General features: G+C 58.2%; 24 protein-coding genes and 1 pseudogene. 13 read left to right on the top strand and 12 right to left on the bottom strand.

What is annotated here, in order from left to right; translation table 11 throughout:
• The first annotated feature begins 63 nt into the window (after nucleotides 1–63).
• Nucleotides 64–501, top strand: coding sequence for a universal stress protein (locus AGR7B_RS02195; protein WP_003522788.1), 438 nt, complete (start codon nucleotides 64–66; stop codon nucleotides 499–501).
• A gap of 48 nt (nucleotides 502–549) precedes the next feature.
• Here AGR7B_RS02195 and pdeM read toward each other — a convergent pair whose 3' ends face one another.
• Both pdeM and AGR7B_RS02185 read right to left on the bottom strand, forming a co-directional pair.
• Entirely contained in the window at nucleotides 550–1,278 is a 729-nt protein-coding gene (gene pdeM, locus AGR7B_RS02190) for a ligase-associated DNA damage response endonuclease PdeM (protein ID WP_080855928.1), read from the bottom strand.
• A gap of 34 nt (nucleotides 1,279–1,312) precedes the next feature.
• Nucleotides 1,313–3,832, bottom strand: a complete 2,520-nt coding sequence (locus AGR7B_RS02185; RefSeq protein ID WP_065654495.1) for a ligase-associated DNA damage response DEXH box helicase — start codon at nucleotides 3,830–3,832, stop codon at nucleotides 1,313–1,315.
• 121 nt (nucleotides 3,833–3,953) lie between these two features.
• Here AGR7B_RS02185 and AGR7B_RS02180 point away from each other — a divergent pair, with 121 nt between their 5' ends.
• Entirely contained in the window at nucleotides 3,954–4,457 is a 504-nt protein-coding gene (locus AGR7B_RS02180) for an RrF2 family transcriptional regulator (RefSeq protein ID WP_080855927.1), read from the top strand.
• Between the two features lie 97 nt (nucleotides 4,458–4,554).
• A complete protein-coding gene (locus tag AGR7B_RS02175; RefSeq protein ID WP_035227571.1) occupies nucleotides 4,555–5,016 on the top strand; it encodes a carboxymuconolactone decarboxylase family protein in 462 nt (153 codons plus the stop codon).
• A gap of 26 nt (nucleotides 5,017–5,042) precedes the next feature.
• Here AGR7B_RS02175 and AGR7B_RS02170 read toward each other — a convergent pair whose 3' ends face one another.
• The 3 genes from AGR7B_RS02170 to AGR7B_RS02160 form a co-directional block, all read right to left on the bottom strand.
• On the bottom strand, nucleotides 5,043–5,684 hold the full coding sequence (locus AGR7B_RS02170) for a YitT family protein (protein WP_035236609.1): 642 nt from the start codon (nucleotides 5,682–5,684) through the stop codon (nucleotides 5,043–5,045).
• Nucleotides 5,685–5,755: 71 nt separating this feature from the next.
• Nucleotides 5,756–6,367, bottom strand: coding sequence for a YitT family protein (locus AGR7B_RS02165; protein ID WP_035236585.1), 612 nt, complete (start codon nucleotides 6,365–6,367; stop codon nucleotides 5,756–5,758).
• 134 nt (nucleotides 6,368–6,501) lie between these two features.
• Nucleotides 6,502–7,443, bottom strand: coding sequence for a class I SAM-dependent methyltransferase (locus AGR7B_RS02160; RefSeq protein ID WP_162934020.1), 942 nt, complete (start codon nucleotides 7,441–7,443; stop codon nucleotides 6,502–6,504).
• 168 nt (nucleotides 7,444–7,611) lie between these two features.
• On the opposite strand from AGR7B_RS02160, the gene AGR7B_RS02155 reads away from it, so the two are divergent.
• Together AGR7B_RS02155 and AGR7B_RS02150 are read left to right on the top strand one after the other, a co-directional pair.
• Nucleotides 7,612–7,878: a DUF6460 domain-containing protein gene (locus AGR7B_RS02155; RefSeq protein WP_003493739.1), complete on the top strand. Its 267-nt coding sequence runs from the start codon at nucleotides 7,612–7,614 to the stop codon at nucleotides 7,876–7,878.
• A gap of 1 nt (nucleotide 7,879) precedes the next feature.
• Nucleotides 7,880–8,377 carry a CAP domain-containing protein gene (locus AGR7B_RS02150; RefSeq protein ID WP_080855926.1) on the top strand — a complete coding sequence of 166 codons (498 nt, stop codon included), beginning with the start codon at nucleotides 7,880–7,882 and terminating at the stop codon, nucleotides 8,375–8,377.
• Between the two features lie 190 nt (nucleotides 8,378–8,567).
• Here AGR7B_RS02150 and AGR7B_RS02145 read toward each other — a convergent pair whose 3' ends face one another.
• A complete protein-coding gene (locus AGR7B_RS02145; protein WP_080855925.1) occupies nucleotides 8,568–9,659 on the bottom strand; it encodes a quinone-dependent dihydroorotate dehydrogenase in 1,092 nt (363 codons plus the stop codon).
• On the bottom strand, nucleotides 9,659–10,012 hold the full coding sequence (locus AGR7B_RS02140; RefSeq protein ID WP_078051288.1) for a DUF952 domain-containing protein: 354 nt from the start codon (nucleotides 10,010–10,012) through the stop codon (nucleotides 9,659–9,661). Before AGR7B_RS02140 ends, AGR7B_RS02145 begins: the two co-directional genes overlap by 1 nt.
• 244 nt (nucleotides 10,013–10,256) lie before the next feature.
• On the opposite strand from AGR7B_RS02140, the gene AGR7B_RS02135 reads away from it, so the two are divergent.
• Entirely contained in the window at nucleotides 10,257–10,907 is a 651-nt protein-coding gene (locus AGR7B_RS02135) for a response regulator (RefSeq protein WP_035265127.1), read from the top strand.
• A gap of 112 nt (nucleotides 10,908–11,019) precedes the next feature.
• Nucleotides 11,020–11,670 carry a S24 family peptidase gene (locus AGR7B_RS02130; protein WP_003519935.1) on the top strand — a complete coding sequence of 217 codons (651 nt, stop codon included), beginning with the start codon at nucleotides 11,020–11,022 and terminating at the stop codon, nucleotides 11,668–11,670.
• Between the two features lie 55 nt (nucleotides 11,671–11,725).
• Here AGR7B_RS02130 and AGR7B_RS02125 read toward each other — a convergent pair whose 3' ends face one another.
• Both AGR7B_RS02125 and uppY read right to left on the bottom strand, forming a co-directional pair.
• Nucleotides 11,726–12,478, bottom strand: a complete 753-nt coding sequence (locus AGR7B_RS02125) for a polysaccharide deacetylase family protein (protein WP_078051289.1) — start codon at nucleotides 12,476–12,478, stop codon at nucleotides 11,726–11,728.
• A 26-nt stretch (nucleotides 12,479–12,504) separates the two neighbouring features.
• Nucleotides 12,505–13,800, bottom strand: coding sequence for a Wzy-type polysaccharide biosynthesis protein UppY (gene uppY / locus AGR7B_RS02120; protein WP_078051518.1), 1,296 nt, complete (start codon nucleotides 13,798–13,800; stop codon nucleotides 12,505–12,507).
• Between the two features lie 287 nt (nucleotides 13,801–14,087).
• Between uppY and uppX the strand changes: the two genes are divergently transcribed.
• Nucleotides 14,088–15,380, top strand: a complete 1,293-nt coding sequence (gene uppX, locus AGR7B_RS02115; protein ID WP_162934018.1) for a Wzx-type polysaccharide biosynthesis protein UppX — start codon at nucleotides 14,088–14,090, stop codon at nucleotides 15,378–15,380.
• Between the two features lie 36 nt (nucleotides 15,381–15,416).
• Here the strand turns inward: uppX and AGR7B_RS02110 are convergent, their stop codons facing one another.
• Entirely contained in the window at nucleotides 15,417–16,178 is a 762-nt protein-coding gene (locus tag AGR7B_RS02110) for a transporter substrate-binding domain-containing protein (RefSeq protein ID WP_078051290.1), read from the bottom strand.
• 170 nt (nucleotides 16,179–16,348) lie between these two features.
• On the opposite strand from AGR7B_RS02110, the gene AGR7B_RS02105 reads away from it, so the two are divergent.
• The gene (locus AGR7B_RS02105) at nucleotides 16,349–18,319 is read left to right on the top strand and encodes a glycosyltransferase family 2 protein (RefSeq protein ID WP_162934017.1); all 1,971 of its coding nucleotides are present in this window, start codon (nucleotides 16,349–16,351) and stop codon (nucleotides 18,317–18,319) included.
• Nucleotides 18,320–18,496: 177 nt separating this feature from the next.
• Here the strand turns inward: AGR7B_RS02105 and AGR7B_RS02100 are convergent, their stop codons facing one another.
• Both AGR7B_RS02100 and aqpZ read right to left on the bottom strand, forming a co-directional pair.
• The gene (locus AGR7B_RS02100) at nucleotides 18,497–18,790 is read right to left on the bottom strand and encodes a hypothetical protein (protein WP_003519942.1); all 294 of its coding nucleotides are present in this window, start codon (nucleotides 18,788–18,790) and stop codon (nucleotides 18,497–18,499) included.
• Nucleotides 18,791–18,842: 52 nt separating this feature from the next.
• Nucleotides 18,843–19,568 (bottom strand): aquaporin Z, encoded by a 726-nt coding sequence (aqpZ, locus tag AGR7B_RS02095; RefSeq protein ID WP_080855924.1) that lies wholly within the window; start codon nucleotides 19,566–19,568, stop codon nucleotides 18,843–18,845.
• A 381-nt stretch (nucleotides 19,569–19,949) separates the two neighbouring features.
• Between aqpZ and AGR7B_RS02090 the strand changes: the two genes are divergently transcribed.
• The 4 genes and pseudogenes from AGR7B_RS02090 (at nucleotide 19,950) to AGR7B_RS02070 (ending at nucleotide 24,688) form a co-directional block, all read left to right on the top strand.
• Nucleotides 19,950–20,933: a hypothetical protein gene (locus AGR7B_RS02090; RefSeq protein WP_080855923.1), complete on the top strand. Its 984-nt coding sequence runs from the start codon at nucleotides 19,950–19,952 to the stop codon at nucleotides 20,931–20,933.
• Nucleotides 20,934–21,619: 686 nt separating this feature from the next.
• Nucleotides 21,620–22,744: pseudogene (locus AGR7B_RS02085) on the top strand (IS3 family transposase).
• Nucleotides 22,745–22,996: 252 nt separating this feature from the next.
• Nucleotides 22,997–23,665 carry a hypothetical protein gene (locus tag AGR7B_RS02075; protein ID WP_080855922.1) on the top strand — a complete coding sequence of 223 codons (669 nt, stop codon included), beginning with the start codon at nucleotides 22,997–22,999 and terminating at the stop codon, nucleotides 23,663–23,665.
• A gap of 120 nt (nucleotides 23,666–23,785) precedes the next feature.
• Nucleotides 23,786–24,688, top strand: coding sequence for a hypothetical protein (locus tag AGR7B_RS02070; protein ID WP_080855921.1), 903 nt, complete (start codon nucleotides 23,786–23,788; stop codon nucleotides 24,686–24,688).
• The last annotated feature ends 15 nt before the right edge of the window (nucleotides 24,689–24,703 follow it).

Genomic DNA, 24,703 nt, shown 5'->3' with positions numbered 1-24,703 from the left:
AATCATACGTGCAGCTCCAGGCGAGCATGTGTGGTTGTGACCGGGATGAAAAGGAGAAATGTCATGTTCAAGCACATTCTCATTCCCACCGATGGCTCGCCGCTGGCGCAGATCGCAATCGACCAAGGGTTCGCTCTCGCCAAGGAGGCAGGCGCAAAGGTGACCGTCGTGACGGTATCGGAACCCTTTCACGTGATTGCCAGCGATGTCGAGGACATTGCCGCCATTGCCGAAGAAGAATTCCACCGCTGCGAGGAAGCGGAACATCTGCTGAGGGATACGCAGGCGCAGGCCACTTCCATGGGGCTGGATTGCGAAGCGCTGCTGGCGCGTGCGGGAAGGCCCGACGAGGCGATCATCGAAGCCGCCAACAGGAGCGGCTGCGATCTCATCGCCATGGCCTCGCACCGGCGCAGGAGCTTCGTGGAGATGCTGCTCGGCAGTGTCACGGCCAAGGTGCTGAAGAATTCGAAGATACCGGTGCTGGTCTACCGGCAATAGAGCATTTCCAGTAAAGCTGCGTTGCGGTTTTACGTCCGGAAGAGACGCTCAGCCGAGAAGATTTGAAAACCGCACCGAATAGATGCGGTCCCTCCCCATCAGATGCGCGACGAGAGCGGCATGATCGAACAGGCCGCGCATGGCTTTGTGCCGCAAATCCAGCCCGCCGCTCATCACCCCGAAAGCCGGCATCAACAGACGCGAACCGTCGGTGGCGAAACAGGGCCGCCGCACCGTCTTTTCACGGCGGCGGACCGTGGCAGAGGGATGCAGGTGCCCGGCGATCTCGCCGGCGGCATCGTCCGGTTTCGGCTCGTGGCGAAAGACGAGAGTGCCGTAAAACATTTCGTCCACCGAAGAGCCCGGCAGATCGACCGTGCCGTCGGGATCGTGATTGCCGTTGATCCATATCCATTCGCGACCACGGGCCATGTCGCGAATGAGTTCGCGCAGCGGCAGCGGCAGGTGCTCGGAACCGACCCGGTCGTGGAAATTATCGCCGAGGCTGACCACGATCTTCGGATCGTAACGGCTGACAAGGGAGGAGAGGATTTTAAGCGTGGCGATAGTGTCGTAAGGCGGCAGCATGCGTCCGCGCCTTGCAAAGGCCGCGCCCTTTTCCAGATGCAGGTCGGAAACGACGAGCAGCGACAGGTCCGGCAGGTAAAGTCCGCCCAAAGGATCGCACCAGGCGGCGACGCCATTGATGGCAGTTTCGCTGCCGAGGCATTCGAAGCCATTGGAAAACCTGTCGCTCAATGTCAGCCGACTCAGCACTTTTGCCTTTGTTCCTTCATTCCGCCCATATGTTTCAGGACATGGCCTCGGCGATCAGCTCGTCTGCAGCCTCGGCCAGCACATCGTCCATCGCCTCACCCGCCACCGTCTCGCGACCGATTTCCAGCATGACCGGAACGGCAAGCGGCGAGACATGTTCCAGCGCGCGATGGGTGGTGTGGCCCTTGATTCGCTTCAGCATATCGCCAAGACGGCCAATGTCCAAAAGTCCCGCTGCGGCATCGCGCCGCGTCGCTTCCAGCAGGATATGATCCGGCTCATGGCTGCGAAGTACGTCATAAATAAGATCGGCGGAGACCGTCACCTGCCGGCCCGTCTTTTCCTTGCCGGGATGGCGGCGTTCGATCAGACCGGAAATGACGGCGCAGTTGCGGAAGGTCCGCTTCAGCATGAAGGATTCGTCGAGCCACGCTTCCAGATCGTCGCCCAGCATGTCCTCATCGAGAAGGTCGGCCAGCGACAGGCGGCGGGATTTCAGCCGCATGCCGATATCCTCCATGGCCCAGATGGCGAGTGAATAATCGGTGGCGACGAAACCCATGGGTTTTGCGCCCGCCCGTTCCAGCCGCCGCGTCAGCAGCATGCCGAGCGTCTGGTGCGCCAAGCGTCCCTCGAAGGGATACATGACCATGAAGAAGCGCTTGCGGAAGGGAAAGGTCTCCACCAGCAACTCGTCGCGCTTGGGAATGATCGACTTTTCCTTCTGGATCGCCAGCCAGTCGCGCACCTGATCCGGCAGCGCATGCCAGCGCGTCGGGTCCGAGAGCATGGAGCGCACCTGATCCGCGAGATAGGTGGAGAGCGGAAACTTGCCGCCGGCATAGGAGGGAATTTTCGGGTCCATCGAGAAGGCCTGGGAGACCAGGCATTCATTCTCCCTGATACCCTCGAAGCGCAACACCTTGCCGGCGAAGAGGAACGTATCGCCCTGCACCAGTTGCTCAAGGAAATACTCCTCGACCTTGCCGAGAGACATGCCGCCGCGCCCGACCGTGCCCTTGGCATTGCGCTTGACCATGCGGACATTGAGTTCCGCCGCCTCGACGATGGTGCCGAGGTTCAGGCGATATTGCTGTGCGACCGCCGGATTGGAGACGCGCCAGCGACCGTCCTTCATCTGGCGGATGCGGGCGTAACGCTCATAGGTGCGCAGCGCATAACCACCGGTGGCGGTGAAATCCACCACCCGGTCGAAGGTGGCGCGCGGCAGGTCGGCATAGGGCGAAGCGCTGGTTACTTCACGATAGAGATCGTCCGCATCGAAAGGCTCGGCGCAGGCCATGCCGAGCACATGCTGGGCGAGAACATCGAGCGCGCCCTCGGCAATCGGCGGCGTATCCTGCGCGCCGATATAGTTCGCATCAAGCGCTGCCCGGCACTCCATCACCTCGAAACGGTTGGCGGGAACGAGGATGGCCTTTGACGGCTCGTCCATGCGGTGATTGGCGCGGCCTATGCGCTGGGCAAGGCGGCTTGCCCCCTTTGGCGCGCCGACATGCACGACGAGATCGACATCGCCCCAGTCTATGCCGAGATCGAGCGTGGAGGTGGCGACGACGGCGCGCAATTTGTTTTCCGCCATGGCCGCTTCCACCCTGCGGCGCTGGCCGGCATCCAGCGAACCGTGATGCAGTGCAATCGGCAGATTGTCGTCATTGATGGTCCAGAGCTCCTGGAAGATCAGCTCCGCCTGCGAGCGGGTGTTGACGAAGATCAGCGTCGTCTGATGGTCCTTCAGCGCGGCATACAAATCCTTCATGGCGTAACGGGCCGAGTGGCCGGACCATGGGATGCGCTCTTCCGTGCTCAGGATGGAGATATCCGGCTTTGCCCCGCCTTCGACGGTGATGAGGCCGGCGGGCGGCTCATCCTGCCCCTGCGGCGCGAGATAACGGCGCAAATCCATCGGCTCCGCCACCGTGGCCGAAAGGCCGATGAAGCGCACATCGGGTGCGTGCCGGCGCACACGGGCGAGCGCCAGCGCCAGCAAATGGCCGCGTTTGGAGGTGACGAGCGAATGCAACTCGTCGAGCACCACATATTTCAGATCGCGGAAAAAGCGCTCGGCCTCCTTGTTGGCGAGCAGCAGCGAGACCTGTTCCGGTGTCGTCAGCAGAATATCCGGCGGCTTTACCTTCTGGCGCTGGCGTTTGCCCTGCGGCGTATCGCCGGTGCGGGTCTCGATGGAAATCGGCAGGCCCATTTCGGAGACGGGTCTGGTGAGGTTGCGTTCGATATCCACCGCCAGCGCCTTGAGCGGCGAGATATAGAGCGTGTGCACGCCGACGAAGCCGGAGCCCGGCGGCACCTTGCCGCGTTCTGCCAGATCGGTGAGAGAAGCCATGAAGCCGCCCAGCGTCTTGCCGGCGCCCGTGGGCGCGATCAGCAGCATGTTCTCGCCGCCGCGTGCGCGCGCCATCAGCTCCAATTGATGCGCGCGCGGAGACCACCCCTTTTCGGCAAACCATTTCTGGAATGGAAGGGGTAAAGCGCCGACATGGGTGCCGGAAATGGGAGACTCGGTGTGTTTCACATCTTCAAGGTAGTGAAAAACCTGCAAAAAAGAAGGGCGGAACGGGGCCGCTTGACAGAAAGCATAATCGCGGATAAATTTTATCCATGATATTGAAACGAACCGCACAGGGACAAGTCGGATGAAACTCGGCGACGGCGTGGAACAGGCCATTCACAGCGTAGGCATGCTGGCGGGACTTTCCGAAGGCGGCGTGCTGTCGGCAGCGGCGCTGGCGGAATTTCACGGCGTTTCCACGAGCTATCTGCTGAAGCATCTCCAGTCGCTGTCAAATGCCGGGATTGTCGCCACCGTGCCGGGGCCGAAGGGCGGTTACCGTCTTGCTAGGGCGATCGACAGGATCACCCTGCTCGATATCGTGCTGGCCGTCGAAGGGCCGCAGCCTGCCTTCCGCTGCGCGGAAATCCGCCAGCGTGGGCCGAACCCCTTGCCGGGGCGTTATTTCACCAAGCCCTGCGGCATCAATGCCGCGATGCTGAAAGCGGAAAAGGCCTATCGAGCCGAACTCGCCAAGACCACCATCGCCGACATTCTGGGCGATCTCGCCGCCAATGACGATGGCGGGATCGCCGCGCGCGGCTGCGCCTTTCTGGAGCTGAACGAGCGCAAAACAGCGACGCGCTGAGACCCGAAAAGACAGGATTACCGAAAAACCGGAAGCCTCACAGCTTTCCGGACCGATGACGCATGACTTCAAACAGACCCAACCAATGGAGAGACCCATGAAAACCCGTATCAACTATGCCAAAGCATCCCCCGAAGCCTTCAAGGCCGTCATGGCTCTGGAGAATTACGTTCAGGGCAGCGGACTGGAGCGCCGCTTCGTTCACCTCATCAAGCTGCGTGCCTCGATCATCAACGGCTGCGCTTTCTGTGTGGACATGCATGTGAAGGAGAGCCGCCATGACGGGCTTTCCGAACAATGGATCAACCTGATGAGCGTGTGGCGGGAATCCCCCGTTTATACCCAGCAGGAACGGGCGCTGCTCGGCTGGGTGGACGCGGTGACGAAGATTGCCGAAACCGGCGCCCCGGATGACGCCTTCGAGACGCTGAAGGCGCATTTTTCCGATGAGGATATCGTGAAGATCACCGTCGCCATCGGCGCGATCAACACCTGGAACCGCATCGCCGTCGGTTTCCGCTCGCAGCATCCGGTGGATGCGGCTGCGAAGGCAGCGTGACCCCTTAAACCCGAAACGGGCGGCCGCTACATGGCAATGTAGCGGTCGTTTCTGTGATTGATGGCGAGCGTGAGGTTCATGACCAGCGCGCCGAGGACGGAGCAGATGATGACGAAAGGTGTGGCCACGAAAAAAGAGCAGGCCAGCACCATGCCATCAAAGGCGAGCTGCACGAGGCCTGCACGCCAGCCGAAACGATCCTGCAGATAAAGCGCCAATATGCCGAAACCGCCAAGGCTGGTGCGGTGGCGAAACAGCGCCAGCATGCCGGCTGCGACCGTCAGCCCACCGAAAAGTGCCGCAGCAACCGGATTGATGCTCTGAAAGGCGAAAAAGCCGGGCATATATTCCGACAGCAGCGCCGTCATGGCGATGGCGCAGAAGGTCTTGACCGTGAAGGCAAGCCCGAGACGACGGAAGGCGAGATAATAAAACGGCAGATTGACGAGGAAGAACACCGCGCCGAAGCTTAGATCGGTGCCGTAATGCACGAGAAATGCCAGCCCGACCGTGCCGCCCGTCAAAAGGCCGGCAGCGGAAAACAACGTGACGCCCAGTGAAACCAGCATGCTGCCCGCGAGAACGCCCTGCGCGTCTTCCAGCAAGGAATGACGATCCGGCGCGGAGGCCCAAAGGTTCAGACGCCTGCGCGCAGTCGTATCATCCATGCCCATTCCCCTGTCTTTCGGCCCCTGCCGAGCTATTGCGCCGAAGCGCGACGGATTTCAACCGCTGTCGCTCAGCGCACGACGATATATCTGTCCGAGCGGTGATTGATGGCCAGAAACATGTTGAGCACGAAAGCGCCGACAATCGAATAAACGACGGTGGCCGGATCGATGACGAGGAAGGCGCAGAGCATCACGAAGGCGTCGAAGGCGAGCTGGATGAGACCGGCGCGGATGCCGAAGCGATCCTGAATATAGATGGCGAGAATGCCGATGCCGCCGAGGCTGGCGCGGTGACGATAAAGCGCCAGCAAGCCGTAACCCAGCAGCAGGCCGCCGAGCAGCGCCGCCCAGAGCGGGTTGATGCTGTCGATCACCATCCAGCGCGCTTCGACTTCCGTCAGCACCGAAACAAGGCCGATGGCGATGAAGGTCTTGAAGGAAAAGGCAAGACCGAGGCGGCGGAAGGACAGGTAATAGAAGGGCAGATTGACGAGGAAGAACAGGAGGCCGAAGCTGATGCCGAAAGCATAATGAAGCAGGAAGGCGACGCCGGCGGTGCCGCCGGTCAGAAGGCCGACCTTGTTCAGAAGATAAAAGCCGAGCGCCGAGACGATGGCACCGGTAACGATGCCCTGCACATCTTCCACCGGCGCATGTTTGGCCGGATCGGAACTCCACATGCCGTAAACACTTCTCGTTCTGCTCACGCTTTTTTCCTCAGCTTCAGGCATATTTTGCACTGCAAAAAACATCTGAGCAAGATGGATACGTAAGGAAGCCTGACCTATCGCGAAAATGGCAAGAAACGGAATGTTCAGCCTTTGGCTTGGGCAAGAAAAAGAATGCCGGAAAGGGGTTTTCCAGCATCCTTGCGAATGGTGGTTTTGCGGATTTCGATGAGGGAAAAGCCCGTCCGCTCAAGAAGCTCGCTTACATAGCTCTTCGAGTGGGCGTAACGAAGGGATTCCCGAAGCACGAAACCGTCTTCCTCCCCCGCATCCTCCACCGAAAAGGCAAAGAAACCGGGGGGTGCAAGCAGGGCGGAAACGAGCGGCATGACGGTTTCGAGACTGCCGAGATACATCATCACATCGGCGGCGGCCACAAGGCCGGCGCGGTGCTGGGCAAGCGTGGGGGTAAAGAGCCCCGAGGCCTCCGGCTCCAGCGAAAGATCGGCCTGGTCGAGATGATCGTAAAGCCCCTTTTCCTCCGCCTTGGCCAGCATATTCTGGGAAAGATCGAAACCTTCCAGCCGGTTCGCGAAAGCGCGGATTTCAACGCCAAGGAGACCGGTGCCGCAGCCAATATCGACAATGGTGTCGAAGACGCCGCCTTCCGCTGCCTTGCCGATCAGTTCCGCCAGCTTTTGCGGCACACTGTAATCCAGCTTTTCCACAAGCGAGGTTTCGAAACGGTCGGCATAATCGTCGAAGAGCCCTTCCACATAGCGGCTTGGCGGTTGCTCGGGCGTTTCGGCGGCGCCGAGAACCGCGAGTTTCAGCTCGGCTGCAAAAAGTCCTTCGGTGTCCAGTTGGGCGACTTTCCCGTAAGCCGCGACGGCTTTTTCCGTTTCACCCGCTTTTTCGTGATATTCCCCGAAGCGAAACCAGCCCGCCGTCCACCGCGGCGCAAGCTCCAGCGCCTGTTCCATGAGTTCGGCGGCGGCGGGAAAGTCACCGCTCTCCGCCAGCATGCGGGCATAGTCCGCCCGGCGGTCGGCAATGACGTCACCGGAAGAAAACTGGTTTGGGGCCATTCAAGATTCCTGAGAAGATGTCGGCTGTCATTTATCAAGCCATAAAAAAACTCAAGTCCTATTTCATGGCGGCCTCGTGGAATTGGCGAATTTGACGCGATATAGTGCGCCGAAACTTGCATCGAAGCGTCGTGCTTCATATGTCAGGACAAAACAGGAGACGTGCTGATGGCCGGTGAGGTCAACAAAATGCTGGGTGACACGGTGGCCCGTACCGTGGTGAAGCTGCTGGTGGTTTCATTGCTCGTCGGCTTTCTGATGGCGATCTTCGGATTGACGCCATGGAACATCATCTACGGCGCGCGCGATTTCGTGGTCGACCTGTGGCGCAGCGGTTTCCATGCGCTGGGCGCAATCGGCGACTATCTGATCCTCGGGGCAACGATCGTCATTCCGGTTTTCATCATCCTGCGCCTGCTGAGCTACCGCCGCTGACATGACACACTCCCCGTTTCAAACGCTTTCACGGCGCGGCTTCGTGCTGATGTCCGCTGGCTCCGTTCTTTCCGCCTGCGTCTCCATGCCCACCAACAAGGGCATGCCCTCCGGCACCCGCGACGAGACGGCGGCGGCGCTTCCCATGGTCAACGATCTGCGCCGCTCCAAGGGGCTTTCGCCGCTTGCCGTCAATGGCGCGGCAAGCGGTGCTGCCGCCTATCAGGCCGGCCGCATGGTCAAGGCGCAGAAGATGGCGCATCTGATCGGCCTGACCGACAGTTTCCTGATCCGCATGAAAGACGGCAATGTGCCGCTTCCGGCAGCGGAAAACGTGGCCGCCGGGCAGGACAGCGTCGAGCGGGTGGTGAAGGCCTGGATCGGCTCACAACATCACCTCGAAAACATGCTAGGGCCTTATAACGGCCTCGGCGTCGCGGTCGCTTATGACGCGGCCAGCCGCAACCGGCCCTATTGGGCGATGGTGCTCTGCGCCTGAGGTAAAGCGACGGGAACCACCCTCTTCCCTCATTCCTTTGCCTGTCACAGGAATACAGCCGACGCGCGTCTGCGCGACGGAAAGACTCCTTTTAGCCCAAGGACTTGGGCTGGCTGGATCCCTGTGACAAGCACAGGGATGAGGAAGGAGAGCTCCTGAGGAAGCGCTGCCGGCCGTCCAGGGTCCGCTGTCAGCTAAGCTTGCGATCCGCCCAGCGGTCCACCGCGCTGTCGCGCAGGTCACGAATGGACTGTACGCCCTCGCGGGCGACCAGCTTCGACAGGCCCTTGACGATGGCCGAGGGCAGGCCGGGGCCTTCATAGACCATGCAGGAATAGAGCTGCACGAGATCGGCCCCTGCCCTCACCTTTTCCAAAGCGGTTTCTGCGGATGACACACCGCCGACGCCGATGATCGGCAGGTTGCCGCCGACGCGGCGGCGCATCTTGGCGAGAACCGTGGTGGAAAGCTCGAAGAGCGGCCTGCCAGAGAGACCGCCTGCCTCGCCCTTGTGCGGGCCGGGCCTCAGGCCTTCGCGGGAAAGCGTGGTGTTCGAGACGATCAGGCCATCGAGATCATGGGCGAGCGCCTCTTCGGCAACGTCGTCCAACCCCTCTTCGGTCAGATCGGGGGCGATCTTGAGGAAAACCGGGATGCGTTTGCCGAAACGGTCGGCTTCCACTTTCCGGCGTTCCAGCACGGCGGCGAGAAGCGCGGCAAGGCTTTCGCGCGCCTGAAGATCGCGCAGGCCGGGCGTGTTGGGCGAGGAAATATTGACGGTGAAATAGGATGCAACCGAATAAAACGCCTCGATGCCCTGCACATAATCGGCAATGCGGTCTTCGCTATCCTTGTTGGCGCCGATATTGACACCGACGATGCCACGCAGCTTTGCCTGCTTCAGGCGCTCCAGCGCGGCCGCATGGCCTTCATTGTTGAAGCCGAGGCGATTGATGACACCTTCGTCTTCGACCAGACGGAAGATACGCGGCCTGGGATTGCCGGATTGCGCCTTTGGCGTGACGGTGCCGATTTCGGTAAAGCCGAAACCGAGCCTCAGAAGCGGCCCCGGCACTTCCGCATTCTTGTCGTAACCCGCCGCCATGCCAAGCGGATTGGGGAAGACGAGGCCAGCCACGGTCTGCTGCAGACGGGGATCGTGCGGCACCATGCAGGTGGGCAGGAAGCCGCTTTTCAGCGCCGCAATGGACAGGCCATGCGCCTTTTCCGGATCGACCAGAAACAGGCCCTTGCGGCCGATAGAGGAAAATAATCCGCTCATCACAAAATCTCCGGAAACTGGTGCTGGCCGTCGTGACCGAGCGAAAGCGGCGTTTCCCAAAGCACGGCGGTCAGGGGAAGAGGCGCATAAAGATGCGGGAAAAGATCGCCGCCTCTGGAGGGTTCATAAACCAGCCTGTCGCCGAGGGCCGCGCCGTCGACCGCGATCAGAAGCAGATCGACCTGGCCGGAAAAATGCCGCGCGGCGGTCTCTGCCGCCTGTTTTGCCGTTGAAAAATGAATGAAGCCGTCGGTCAGGTCGATGGCCGCACCTTCGAAGACGCCCTTCGCCTTTGCCGCGCTCCATAACGTCTCCGGCACGATTTTATAGATGATCGCGGGCGTTTCCTGCATAGGGCTCTCCAAGGCTTTCCACTCAGCGGGATTTGCCGCAAAGCTCGAAGATTGTCCACAGTTTCCACGGCATTTTTATTGCGGAGAGCCTGAAAGACCGCCTGTCCACAAGCTTTTCCTTGTAATGCGGAACCGATTGGCGCAACCTTTCGCGGAGGAGCCGGACGTGTTTTCGACCGCCGGCAAATGGGAGTGAGCCAGTATCAGAAAAAGAACCGCATAACGCCCTTGGGAGGGGGCCAGAATGTCGGAACTTGTCATTATCATCGCAGATGACCACCCGCTTTTTCGCGGCGCCCTGAAACAGGCCGTATCCGGCCTCGACGGGCAACAGAGCATTATTGAAGCCGGGGATTTCGAGGCCGCCCGCAGTGCAGCCGCAGCGCGCAACGACGCCGATCTCATGCTTCTCGACCTCGCAATGCCGGGGGTCAGCGGATTTTCAGGCCTGATGGCGCTCCGGGCGGAATTCTCCAGCCTGCCGATCGTCATCGTTTCGGCAACGGACGATGCGACCACCGTGCGCCGCTCCATCGAACTCGGTGCTTCCGGTTTCATTTCCAAATCCTCGGGTATCGACGATATCAGGGACGGCATCCGCGCGGTTCTGGAGGGCGATGTCTGGATACCGGCGGGTCATCAGGGCGATAAGGAACAGGATCCTGACGTGGCCGATCTCATCGGCCGGCTCAGAACACTGACGCCGCAGCAAAGCCGGGTTCTGGGCATGCTGGCCGAAGGGTTGCTGAACAAGCAGATCGCCTATGAGCTCAATGTTTCCGAAGCCACCATCAAGGCGCATGTCTCCGCAATCCTGCTGAAGCTCAAGGTCGACAGCCGCACCCAGGCGGTGATCCAGCTCGCCAAGATAAATACATCGGCCATGGTGGCGTAGAAAAGGATTTTATTCCTTTCCTTGCTTTACTCCTGACCGGATATGGTCTAGATTCCGGTCAGTAAACGACAGGAGCTTTTCCGCTATCGGCTCCACTTGCGGGCTTTCTATCATGCTGTCACACGAGACGATCTGGAGCGCCATCGATACGCTTGCCGAACGCCACCAGCTAACGCCTTCGGCATTGGCGAAGCGCGCCGGCCTCGATCCCACCTCGTTCAATAAATCGAAACGTTTCGGGCCGGATGGCCGCAAACGCTGGCCTTCGACTGAATCCGTCTCCAAGGTGCTGGAGGCGACGGGGGCAAGCGTCGACCAGTTTTTCGGTTATGCTTTCGGCAGGGCGCAGACCATGCAGCCTTCCGGCGCCGACAACGCCATTCCCCTGCTCGGTTTCGCCCAGGCGGGCTCCGGCGGCTTTTTCGACGATGGCGGTTTTCCGGCGGGTCAGGGCTGGGATGTGGTGGAATTCCCCTCCTCTCCAGAGCGCAGGCAGGGCGTCTATGCACTGGAAGTGCAGGGCGAGAGCATGATGCCGCTCTACCGCGACGGAGATATCCTCATCGTGGAGCCCGGCGCGCAGGTGCGGCGCGGCGACCGCGTGGTGCTGAAAAGCCGCGACGGCGAAGTGATGGCCAAGGTGCTGGCGCGGCAAAGCCCCAAAAACATCGAGCTTCTTTCGCTCAACCCGGAACATCCGAACCGCAGCTTCGACATGGCCGATGTGGAATGGATCGCCCGCATCATCTGGGCCAGCCAATAACCCGCAACTGCGTTTTCCGCGGTATCGACCGGGCACGCGCGCTGAGAATATTCCTCTAAAGACCGAGTGTCCTTGCGGCGGCATCGACCGTCATGATCTTCGCGCCACCCGACACCGCCCTGCGGACGAGGCCCTGAAATCTGCCTTCCGGGCAACCGTAAAAGCTCGGCGTCTGCGAAACATCATGGGTGAAGATGATGAGCCAGCCGCCTTTTTGCAGAACATCCTCCAGCCAGCCATCGGCGGCGTCGAGATAGTTTTGATCCGAACGCAACTCGACTGCGGCAAGATTATGCGGGTCGACACTGCCCCGGTTGATCCCTGGCATGATGCCGCGCGCCGTCCTGAACCGGCGTCGCAGCAGCGGCTGCATGACCGGTGAAGCCATGCCGAAGGGAACGGAAAAATTGCGCCCGTGGCGGCTTGTATCGAATGAGCCGAGCACGCGGTCATTGCGATCGAGATCCTCCTCAAGCCCCCGTCGGGAAAAGCTCGAGAGTTTGCGATGGGAAAAGGTGTGGCAGGCAAGCTCATGGCCGGCTGCCGCCAGTTCCGAGCAGCCTTTCGCGGAAATCATCTGCTGCTGTTCATCGTATTGGTCGATAAACACGCCGGCGATATAAAACGTGCCGCAAACGCCCTCGTTTTCCAGAATGCGCGCACCCGCCGTCCAGGCGCTTGCCGGCACATCGTCGAATGTGAAGGACACGATCGGTTCGGACGTTTCGATCCGCACCGCCGGTCCCGGGAAATAGCGCACCAGCCGGTTATTGATCCGGTCGGTAAAAGTCCCGATTTTTTGCGTCATACAAAGCCCCCCGGCCTGTCTGCAAATTACTGTCCCTCTTCGAGTATGTCGTAAGCCTGATGCCTCAAACAATAGATGGCGATTAGAAGAGAAGACCAGATAGGCCCGGTTCCGGTAAAGAAATTGCTCTCTAAACACGAAGAAAGTAACGCATACACCCAAATTCTGGCAAAAAGTCGGGTAAGTGCCGGGTCCGTGCCCTTGTCCACCGCAGTGCGGAAATCGTTCGCGGGTATGATGACCAGCCAGATGACGGTGAGAATGAAGGCCGGCAGGCCGCCATTCAGCAGGCTTTCAATATAGCCATTATGGGCATGGAAGGCCGTTACCGCCCAGGTGCCGGCAATATCGGCCTGCGACAGGAGCCTGTCGCTCGTCCAGAATGCCTGGAACCCCTGCCCGAAGATCGGCGATTGCGCGAAAGTGTCGAAGGATAGCCGCCATATGTCCGTCCGCCCGGTGAAGGTGGAATCGATGCCCAGGCCTTCGACGAAATTCTGTATACTCGGAAAATAGGTGGAGCCGACCGCGGATATGTTGATGAAGGCCAGAAGACCGCCGATCATCAACAAAGTACGGTTGGCATGCCTTTCCATGATCCAGATCAGCGCCACGGTGACGGGCAGCAGCATGGCCGCGGTTTTTCCGTTGGTCTTCCAAAGGAAAAACCCCGCCAGCAGCGTGATGGCGAGGCCGCCCAGCGTCGACCAGGCATTGCGCAGGTAAAGCCCGATCATGAAGAGAATGATCATCGCCGGCGCGGCGGCATTCTTGTGATTGAAGATACCGCGCCAATCACCCGCCAGCGCTTTTTCATCGAGATCATAGGGCTGATGGATCGAGCGCGAGCTAAGGAAGATCACCCCCAGATAGCACAGCGCCAAGAGAATGATCGCGAAGATGGCCATCATCCGGTCGAACTGCCGCCGGTCGCGCGGCATGACGACAAGGACGCTGGTTATGAAGCACAGGAGCGCCGTGAAGATTAGACGTTGCAGCGACGTGCCGGGCTGGGTTCCGACCACCGAGCATATCGCCAGCCAGAAAAACAGCAGCAGAATGGGCAGCCGCGGCCGCAGCAGAAGCCCCGTCAGCCGGTGGCGCAGCGCAAAAACGCCGAGGATCAATGCGATCACGAGGCCGGTCAGCTGGTTTGCGGCAGCGTGCGGCACCGGCGGTGCTGCGAGATTTTCGAAAGGCGCGACGGAAATCCAGATATAGAGCATGGTGGCGACGAAGAAAAACGCGTCGCGCCGGCCGCCGGCAAGGGAAATGGCGCTGCCTTGCGCAGAGACGGGCTGCGTATCAGCCAAACGCGGCATGGTCGCCTGCATCGAAAATGGATAGTCGGATCATTGGCCTGCCTTGTGACGAACAACGAAACCCTTCTGAAACAGGGCCATGTCCAAATAACCATAAACAGTCATTATCATCATTATTATGCAATTGCTTTAACCCTCTCTTACCTCAAGAGGGATAAGACAGGATAAACTGCCATTCATTCGGGTCGCGGACTTTCGCTTTATTGGCCGGTTGCGGCTTTTTCAGTTCGCCAGATTTTAAAAAGCAGCGCAGTCATTTTTGAATTCGCCCGGCAATGCCGGAAAACATGGAGAATGAGGTGTCGTTCAATACGCCGCGGCTCGGCCATCTAGTCAGATTGGGATTGACCTACATGGCATCCGGCGGAGCGCTCCTCATGTCCAGCGCCGCCCAGCTTCTGACCTTTGCGCTGCTTGCCCGCCATCTCGGTGTCGAACAATTCGCGCTTTACGCCTCCATCACGGCCGTCACCAATCTCGGCGTCCAGATCTGCGGTATCGGCTCGCAGGAATCGCTGATCCGCCGTGTCGCACAGGATCGCAGCATGTTTCCCGTCATGCTCGGCCACAGCTATCTTTTGAGCGCCGCGACAGGCGTGGTGCTGACCATCATCGGCATGGTGACGATCCCGGTATTTTTCCCGACCTCGGAAACATTGCTGCACACGCTGATCACCACCTTCCTGATCCTGTTCACGAACCTCGTCCTCCTGAAAGTCATCTCGCTTTCCACGCAGAGCTTCATCGCCCATTCCGACTTCGCCTCCGCCAACAAGCTGGAAGTGATGTTTGCCGTCGCCCGCACCATTGCCGCGGTGGTCGCCTGCCTCATCTTCAAGGTGGAAACAGTGGAGGCCTGGGCGCTATGGAACCTTGCCGCCCACACCATTGCAGCCATGATCTCGGTCAAGGCGATAGCGAGACTCGGCCGCCCGGTGTTCCGCATCGTGCGTGAGGAAATCCGCATCGGCGTCCTGTTTTCCACCCAGTTCCTGTTCAAGGCCGTGCGCGGCAATGCCGATATTCTCGTTCTCGGCGCCATTGCCAGCGCCGAGGTGCTGGGCAGCTATTCCATCGCCCGGCGCATTCTCGACAGTTCCTATCTCTCCGTCGAGGCCCTCAACCGGCTGATCTATCCGGGTTCGGCTTCCGCCGCCCTGCAAGGTATCAGCAAAACCATAGAACGCGCCTATAACGTGCTGAAGGCCGCACTTTTCATCGCGACCGGCAGTGCGCTCGTCATTTTCATCATCGCGCCCTTCCTGCCACTTTTGTTCGGCGATGAATATGTTTCGCTGCCCATCATCACCCGCGTGCTTTGCTGGGCGGTTCTGCCCATGGCCGTTGCCGCCACCGCGCTCGAGGCGCTCGGCGCATCCGGGCGGCAGGATATTCGCGCGAAGATCTGGAACAGCGGCAACCTCATCGGCTCCGTCATCGTCGCTTTCTTCACCTGGTCCTTCAGCATTTCAGGAACGATCGGCAGCTATTTCATGGTGGAAACCGCCATCGCCGCCGCCGTATGGATCGCGCTGCTACGACTGCGCCGCAATGAAGAAGTTTTCGCGCCAGCCAAATAGGAGCGGCACAGGAACCGATCCGGTGGCCTGCTCTCCCTAATAGAGCCCATAAGGGAAATAACGCCGGTAGATTTCTTCCAGCCGGCCGTTGCGGGAAAGGGCCGCCAGCGCCTGATCGAAAGCCGGAACGAGCACGTTATCGGGATCGACAGTCATGATGGACAGGCCTTCACCGAGAAACCTGTCGGACATATAGGGACCGCCGAAGAGTGCGCAACAGCCTTCGGAAGCGCTTCCTGAAACCCAGAAAGGCAGGCGCAGGCCGTCGGCGAAGATGGCGTCCACCTTGCCTTTCTTCAGCGCGTCATACATCGGCTCGTAACCATCGAAGCCCTCAGCCGCGGCCTTTGGAAAGAATGCCTTCAGCATCTGTTCGTGCCGCGAGCCGGCAACCACACCCACCTTCTTTCCCGAAAGCGCATCGGCACCCGCGCCGGTGAATTTGGCCGCCTTGTTCACCGCAAGACGGGCGGGCATCAGGAGATAGGGCCGCGAGAAGGTAAAACTCTTGCGCAGGTCGGCGGTGGTGGCGAGGCCGGAAATCACCGCTTCGCCCTCGCCCATTTCCAAAGCCGCCTCCAGCTCATCAAACGGCAGCGCCTGCACCTGGCATTTGCTTTCGACCTTCAGTTGCGCGCAGATTTCACGCACCAGATCGACATGGAAACCCGCAAGCCGGCCTTCCTGATCGGTAAAATTGAAGGGCGGGAAATCGACCGACATCAGAAATCTGATGCGGGGAACGGAAGAAAGATCGCCGCCCGGAAACCGCTCCTGCGCATCGAAAAGCACCGGCATCCGGTTCCCGTCCGACAGGCCCTCCGCGCGTACATCGCTAAAAAAACCAGTAAATTGTAAAGCGAAAGCTAAAGTAAATCCGAGACCTATATTCCGCGTTACATTCGTCATTCTCATCTATACTATCCGTGACAGGAAGTGGGGCGTTACCATGACGGCGGCGGCGATGCATGGATTATTTTAGGCAATATACACGAGATTCGTTTCGCACGACGCCGGCGACACGAAAAATTACATTTTCCCACGCCAGTGAAAATCCGCTTTCAACCGCTCCCGAACAGGACCAGGCCGGACAGGCCCGCTTTCTCTCTTCGCTGGGATTTGGCAGGCCCTACATCGAGGCATTCGAACAACGGGCTCTGGAAAATGGCTCGACTTTGGAGGACGAATTGCTGGCAAGCGGTCTCGTCACGACGGATGCCTATTTCGGCGCTTTCGCCCGCTTCCTGCGATTGCCGTTTCTCCCCGAAATCGGCCCGGACCGTGTGACGGATTTGAATAAGCTGGACACTCAGCTCTCCGAACCGAGGTTTCTGCGGCTGACACCGCTGAACGGCACGCCAACGCTGCTGATCGTACCGGAACTGGCGCGAATGGCGTCGCTGAAAAACATGCTGGATCAACGTCCGCGTCTTCTCGACGAATTTGCCGTGACAACCCCGCAGGCCATGCGCAGCGCAATCTGGAAAGCGGGCGAGGCCCGCCGCTCGGCGGAAACCCAGCAGCGGCTTTTCAACACGGCGCCGCACCATTCCGCCAGGATCACGCTACAGGGCCAGCAGGGTTTTTACAGCGGCGTCCTCCTTACCCTGCTCATTCTGTCGCTGCTATTTTACACGGAAGCGGCATTTGCTTATCTGCACGTCACCCTGACGATGCTTTACCTTTTTACCCTGCTTTTCAGGCTGTTCGCACTCGTCCATGCGCCCCGGGGAAACGACGCGAAGAACGTCTTGCCTCTTCGGCAGGAAAACGAATTGCCTGTCTATACCGTTCTGGTGGCGCTTTACCGGGAAGAGGCTATCGTCGGGCAGCTCATCGTCGCATTGGAACGTCTGGACTGGCCCAAATCCCGGCTGGACATCAAGCTTGTCTGCGAAGCAGACGACGCCGCGACGATCGAGGCGATCCAGCGGATAAATCCCGGCCCGCACATAGAGGTCGTCAGGGTGCCGCCCTCCCTGCCGCGCACCAAACCAAAGGCCCTCACTTACGCGCTTTCCGGCGCGCGTGGCGCATTCGTTGCGGTCTATGATGCCGAGGATCGGCCCCATCCGCAGCAATTGCGTGAAGCCTATGCCACCTTCCGCAACGAGCCGGACGAGGTGGCCTGCCTGCAGGCGCCGCTCATCGTCAGCAATGCCTCTTCCTCCTGGCTCAGCGCCTGTTTCGCACTGGAATATTCCGGTCTCTTCCGCTGCATGTTGCCTGCCCTTGCCGCACACGGCTTGCCGCTGCCGCTTGGCGGCACCTCCAATCATTTCCGGACCGCCGTGCTGCGGAAGGCCGGCGCCTGGGACCCCTATAATGTAACTGAGGATGCCGATATCGGCCTCCGGCTGCATCGGCTGGGTTATCGCTGCGGCGTCATCCGGCGACAGACGCTGGAGGATGCGCCGACCTCGCTACCCGTGTGGCTGAACCAGCGAACACGCTGGTACAAGGGCTGGCTGCAAAGCTGGCTGGTGATGACCCGTGCGCCCTTTGCGACCGCGCGCGACATGGGATGGTTTGCCTATGTGGTCTTTCAACTGCTGATCGGCGGCATGCTTCTGTCGTCGCTGGCGCACCCCCTGCTCTTCGTTTCGCTCGCATTCATGACCATCGCCCTCCGGGAAAATGGCGCTGACCTGCTGCTCACCTGGCAGGGTCTTCTGTTTTTTATCGATGTGCTGAATATCGTCGGAAGCTACACGATCTTCGTGCTGATGGGCCGCGGCAGAATGATTGCCTATGAAAGAAGGCATGTCGGAAGGCGGTGGCTGGCAATACCCGCATATTGGCTGATGCTGTCCATCGCGGCCTGGCGGGCCGTGGTGGAACTCAACACCAAACCCTTCGCATGGAACAAGACGCCACACGCGCCTGTCGCCAAAAATACTCATGATCCGGCATCTTCGGCAGAGCCGAAACATTCCTGATACTTTTTCCGATCAGCCGCGACAGCCGCTCACGGCTTCAATCACATTGCTGCTCCGGCAAAGCCGCTTCAGGCCTTACGTTACTGCAGACATCGATAACGGCAGCCAGTGCCTTGCCGAACGAAGCTCCTCCCTCGGCAAGGACCGTCATTTCATCCTGAAGACGGCCGAACCGCTCTACTTGGTAACGAGCTTGTTCTTGATCAGGCCGACGATGATCTGCACGATCAGACCGCCGACACCGCCGCCAACGAGCTGGCCGGCGAGAGCGCCGATATCCACGCCTCCGGCTGCCGCATCGCCCGCCGCGCCGAGCAGCGAACCGAGCACGGTTCCGCCGCCGAGGCCGCCGATGGCGCCGGCAATCAGATTGCCGAGCGAACCAAGATCGGAGTCCTTCACTATCTTTCCGCCTGCCGTGCCGCCTACCGCACCGCCGACGATCTGGGCCAATATCGAAGCAAGATCCATGTCATCCTCCTCAGTCGTTTCCCCGACTATTCGAGGAAACAAAGCCTCTTATTCAAGTCTGCGCAGGTTGAACCGAACCGGCATGGCCGGCCTTCTCTTCCTCGCCGAAGATTTTCCAGATCACGGCCCCGATGGCGCCGCCGAGGATCGGAGCGAGCCAGAACAGCCAGAGCTGCTGCAGCGCCCATCCGCCAACGAACAATGCCTGTCCCGTGGAGCGGGCCGGATTGACGGATGTGTTGGTGACCGGAATGGAAATCAGATGAATAAGGGTAAGGGCAAGACCGATGGCGATCGGCGCGAAGCCGGCAGGGACCCTGCCATGCGTAGCGCCCAGAATGACGATCAGGAAAAACGCCGTCAGGATGACTTCGATCAACAGCGCCGATACGAGAGAATATCCGCCCGGCGAATGTTCACCATAACCATTGGCGGCAAAACCGCCGATTTCAGCCCCCGCTTTGCCGGTGAGGATGACATAAAGCGCCGCAGCCGCGACGATCGCCCCCAGAACTTGCGCCACTATGTAAGGCACGAGGTTCGCCGCCGGGAACTTACCGGCAACAGTGAGGCCGACTGAAACGGCCGGATTGAAATGACCGCCCGAAATACCGCCAACCGCATAGGCCATGGTCAAAACCGTCAGACCAAAAGCGAAAGCGACACCAAGGAAGCCAATGCCGAGCTCAGGAAAGCCGGCGGCAAAAACCGCACTGCCGCATCCTCCGAACACGAGCCAAAAGGTTCCCAGAAATTCTGAAAGAAGTTTGCGACTCATAACACTTCCCCCATGTTACGACCGCATCAACTATTACGTGCAATTTAATCGTAGTCAAGCTAAATTGCATATTCGCGTGGCTACCGACACAATGGCGGCTAAACGCAGCACAGGAAGAGTGTCAGATGGAAAATGGAGCGGGTGAAGGGAACCAAAACGATAATGTAAGCAACTGAAAAATTGCGTATAATTTCTCTATATAAGTCATTCTACCGTGCAATATACCGTAAATTTGTTGGATGTTGCTGGACGAACCGGAGCTCGTTCGATCTTAGCTTCAACCCTTAAAGCTGTTTCAAAAAGCAGGACACCGCACCCGTACTGCATAAAACTCCATGAATCAGATACGCTTTCCTCGTTCACCAAGATAGGCGGGATAGCATGATCGATATCAACGAAGTGATTGAATCAAAGGAGATGCGAGATGTAATCACGGCTCTTGATGCGCTGAAACGGCGATGGGCTCCCCAGCACCAAGCTATCGATCACGTCCGCCCAACCGTCCTCGCCCTTGTCGGCAAATACAAAGCCAAAGAGATCTTGCAGGTGCTGCTCAACAACCGTGAGTATTACCGTGGCTACAAGGAGGTTTTGGCCGCAAGTTTCGGGGGGTGGCTCATTATGCCTCGAGAGCGTCGGGTGCGAGAAGTTCTCATGATGCATGCAGCTCTTGATCACATGCATGAAGCCGAGTTGAATTTAGGCGAAGGCGAGTTGAATTTGGAGCGGGATATAACAGCCCGTTATCTCCTCACAAGCATGGACTTTTTGGTCGAAATCTATGACTGCTTGGGCGGCTATCAAGCTTTCGCCGAGAATCCGTCCTTTGAGGCGCTTTGGATAACGTTCGAGCGGGACGAAAAAGTTATAAACACCGCTATCCTCGCCTTGCGCTTTCTTCATCATGCCGTTGACCGGTTCAGCGCTCGTGGTCGGCCCTTCGTTCCAAGCCTCAACAAAGCGGTGCTTGCGTTGGACGAGTTAAAGGCGACGAAGCCACCATTCCCGTACAAAGAGAAATACGTGTCAAGGTCCTTGCTTCATCAACGGTGGAGCCAAAACAAGCAAACATTGGCCCTGCTTTATGCGGCATCAACAATCCGCATCAACCGGAAAACGTTGCTGCAACTCATTCTCGGTGGCTTCTTCTCTTACCATGACCACCAGCCCTACCTCGACGTTTGGGTGCGCCGGACTCGCTATATTGCCGCCCACATCTTTGCACGGATGGGAGACCCTGACCTCGAGCGGAAGACCATAGGCCTCGTAGGAGAAGGGCCAGCGAGCATATTTTCGCCTCCAAAGCTCAACGGTGTCGAGACTGCAGCTTTTGATAAGGCTTTTCGCGATATTATCCAAAGTTAACGGTATCCCACTTGTCCGTTCTCGACACCCTGTCCATGGACACACCTTGCTGTTGACGTCCGCTGATACCGAACGGCGCCCAGTCAATAGGTCAACGGAGCTGAGGCACTGGAGTTAGTGTTCCTGGAAGGGTGCTCACTTGCCCCGGAGGAGGCAAAGGCAGTGAATCGTCGTTGAATACGCCGATTTGTCTACCGATTTGATCCGCTCAATATCCAAGAGCAGGCGCAGGAAGCGACCAACCCGCGCAGACGGCTCCGCACCGGAGCTCACTCCAGATGCCCAGCATCTCGCTGGACACGTTACCTCGACAGTTGGGTGTGCCGCGCTCGCTATATTGCCGCTTGCGCGGATCTCAAACGGAAGTCTATGCGCCTCGTTACGACGGGCCACCCACCGCGTTCGCACCTGCTAAGCTTAATGATATAGAGACTGAATCTTTCAATAAAATTTTTCAAAAGATAATCAAAGGCTAAACACAAAAAGATTGTCCATTTTTGGATACCATGTCCATGGATGCGTACAGAATTTTAAATCGATAACTTTCGGGCCAATCTTCCTCCGTGATCAATTAGCTCACAGGAGAAGAGATGAAACACCTACGTTTTCAAGAACAATCACATGGAGTGAATAGCCCCGCGATTTGTAGACACCTTCTTTCCTAATTTTGAGGCAAGAAGAGCATCATGGGCAAATCGAATTTCAGCGAAGAGTTTAAGCGTGACGCGGTGCGGCAGATCACGGAGCGTGGCTATCCGGTGGCTGAGGTGTCGCAGCGTCTCGGCGTCAGCCAGCATTCGCTGTATGAATGGAAGAAGAAGTTTGCTGGGTCGGACTCCAAGGGCAACGACGAGGCCGAGGAGATCAGGCGGCTGAAGAAGGAACTGGCTCGCGTCACTGAGGAACGCGATATCCTAAAAAAAGCGGCCGCGTATTTCGCCAGGGATGCAAAGTGAAGTACGCGTTCATTGCTTTGCATCGCTTGCAGTTTTCGGTGCGGACGATGTGCCGCCTTCTGCGGGTTCACCCGAGTGGATTTTACACCTGGCTGAAGAACCCGCTGAGCAGGCGAGCCAATGAGGACAAGCGACAGACCGATCTCCTCCTGAAGGCATGGGGAGAGCGGCAAGGTCTACGGTTATCGCAAGCTGCACGACGACCTTCTCGATCAGGGAGAGATGTGCTGCCCGAACCGGGTCGCGCGCCTGACGCGTCTCGCCGGGATAAAGGCGCAGATCGGCTACAAACGCCGTCCCGGCATCTATGGCGGCAGACCGTCTGTCGTCGTCGATAATAAGCTCGACCGGCAATTCGACGTAGCAGCTCCGGACAAGGCCTGGGTCACGGACATCACTTACATTCGAACCTGCGAAGGTTTCGCTTACCTTGCGGTTGTCATCGACCTCTATTCTCGCCGGGTCATCGGCTGGGCGATGCAGAGCCGACAGACCACGGACGTCGTATTGCAGGCTCTGCTCATGGCGGTGTGGCGACGCAAACCGAAAGACAAGGTGCTGATCCACTCGGATCAGGGCTCGCAGTTTACCAGCATGGACTGGGCCTCGTTCCTCAGGCACCACAATCTGGTTCACTCGATGAGCCGACGCGGCAACTGCCATGACAATGCGGTGGCCGAGAGCTTCTTCAATCTTCTGAAGCGAGAGCGGATACGGCGCAAAGTCTACCGTTCACGCGATGAAGCACGCCAGGACGTGTTCGACTACATCGAAATGTTCTACAACCCGAAACGCAAACACGTCAGGAACGGGATGCTGTCGCCCGTCGAGTTCGAGAAGCAGCAGAAAATCTAACCCGAGGGTGTCTACGAAACTCGGGGCTATTCAGAGGGTATGTAAAGCCATCCCTCCCGCAGACAGGCTTTGTTCGCCTGAGCCAAATTGTTGGTCCTGATGGCCCTCTGCCAATTAGCAAGTCAGGCTTCTGGGCCGGTGTCAAAAGCGGAAAGTTCCCACAGCCCCGTAAAATATCACCGCGCGTCACGGTGTGGCGCGTCGAAGACATCAACGCGCTTATTGAAAAGATCGAAGAAGGTAAAATCTAAAATGGCCAAGAAAGAAAAGTCGAAAAAACAGAAACTGAAATCTGCGAGCAGTGCAGCTGAGCTTAGCGACAACCAAGTTCCCAATGCGGCGGACGATCTTTTTCGCTCCGTTAAAGAGGTCGGCGTGGTTAAGGCACTGAAAAATGCAAAGGACGGCATCGCTGACCTCCTCAATAATACAGACCTGAAGCTCGCGACCACGCTGGCAACTGTATATGCAGCGGCAATCATCGTTCAGGAGGACGATGACGAATGGAGTGCACTTTGCGAAGCAAAAGAATGGATCGATCACCCTAAGGCTAAACCGAAGAGAGATGATCCTTTGAGAGCTGCGGTACGATTGGCGGTCGGTTTCGACGGTCCGAAGTCCAACAGCACTGTCAACCGCTACATCACAGCGCTCCAGCCTTTGTTTGAGCAAGACGTCCCAGCAGCAGAAATTCCTGATCGAATTCGCGAAGCAGGTGGAATTGAAAAATTGAGGCAGGCGTCAAAACCTGCACCAAAACCAGAGATCCGTTTCAACATGGCGCCTATCTCGAAAAGGAAGATTTTTAACGTGGCAGAAGAAACGGAATTCAAAGCTCGCATCAGGATCAAGCCTATTACTGAGGGAATAAGCTGGGCATATGTTAGCAGATTGGTGCCCCGTAAACCCAAGCAAAAATAGCCTTGTAGTACAGTTTTACGCCCACCGAAAATAAATACACCCACACCTTCAACATAACCAAACGACAGGCAAGGCCCCCGGCTTTGTAGGCATCGCTTTGCCTGTCGTTAGAGGTGAAGCATGAGCACCCTAGAGATAACCAACAGTGATTTTGTGAAGACTCATCGAGACTTGAATGACAAACTGCATAAGTTCAGCTTGACGAAAAAGGGTCGTGAGACCTTTACCCTTGCAATGCGAGACCACCTTTCTCAGTCGTCAGCAATGTCGCTTAAAGCGATAAATTTCTACGCGAGAATAGCTTTTTCAGAGGCTTTTACAGCAGGTTTTGAGGACCACTGTGCCACCAATGATGTCAAGGAGGTGTTCTTCGTGACAGTCGTGCAGCAAGAACAGGCCTTTCCTTTGGGAAAAGCCGCAGCGTTCGATATCACCGGCTGCAAGACCTCTATGGCATACCTTTTGAACGACCTAGATTTCATCGGCGTTGTGGAAGGCGCCTATTATTATACAGCCCCATTTGCGCAGCGGAAAGAACCACAAGTTTCCTGGCATTCGCATGCCCTCGTGTGGGGCGTCTCACGACGGGAAATTGCGGAGCGGGTACGCGCTGCCAACGAACGGATGATTGCTTTTGTGCCCGGGTACAAAGCTGCTCACGTTCGTCGTATTTCCCCTACTGTAGCGCTTTCCTATTGCCGCTACATGACAAAGAATATCGTGAAGGAATACACAGCGTACCCGAAGAAGCGGGAGACAATCGACGGGGCAACAGGTGAGATCATCGCCCAGCCGTCAGGCAAATGGAGGAATCGGAAAAGAGAGATTAGACATTCCGGCTTTCTCCGTGCCTTCCCAGTGTTTGAGAACAAAACTCTGAAGCAGGTAACTTTCGCAGGTGGGAAGGGAAAACCGCTACGAAAACAGATATTCAAACAAACCGTCGCGTTACTTCGTGCCGAGGCTGCAGCAAAGGACGATCGCATTAGACGCCGGCTGTTGGGCTCATCAACACCGCCCTGAAAGCACGTCGGCACG

Source organism: Agrobacterium deltaense RV3 (assembly GCF_900013505.1).
Lineage (GTDB): Bacteria > Pseudomonadota > Alphaproteobacteria > Rhizobiales > Rhizobiaceae > Agrobacterium > Agrobacterium leguminum.
Note: the sequence above shows the minus strand (reverse complement) of the source record. Positions and strands in the feature narration are given on the sequence as shown.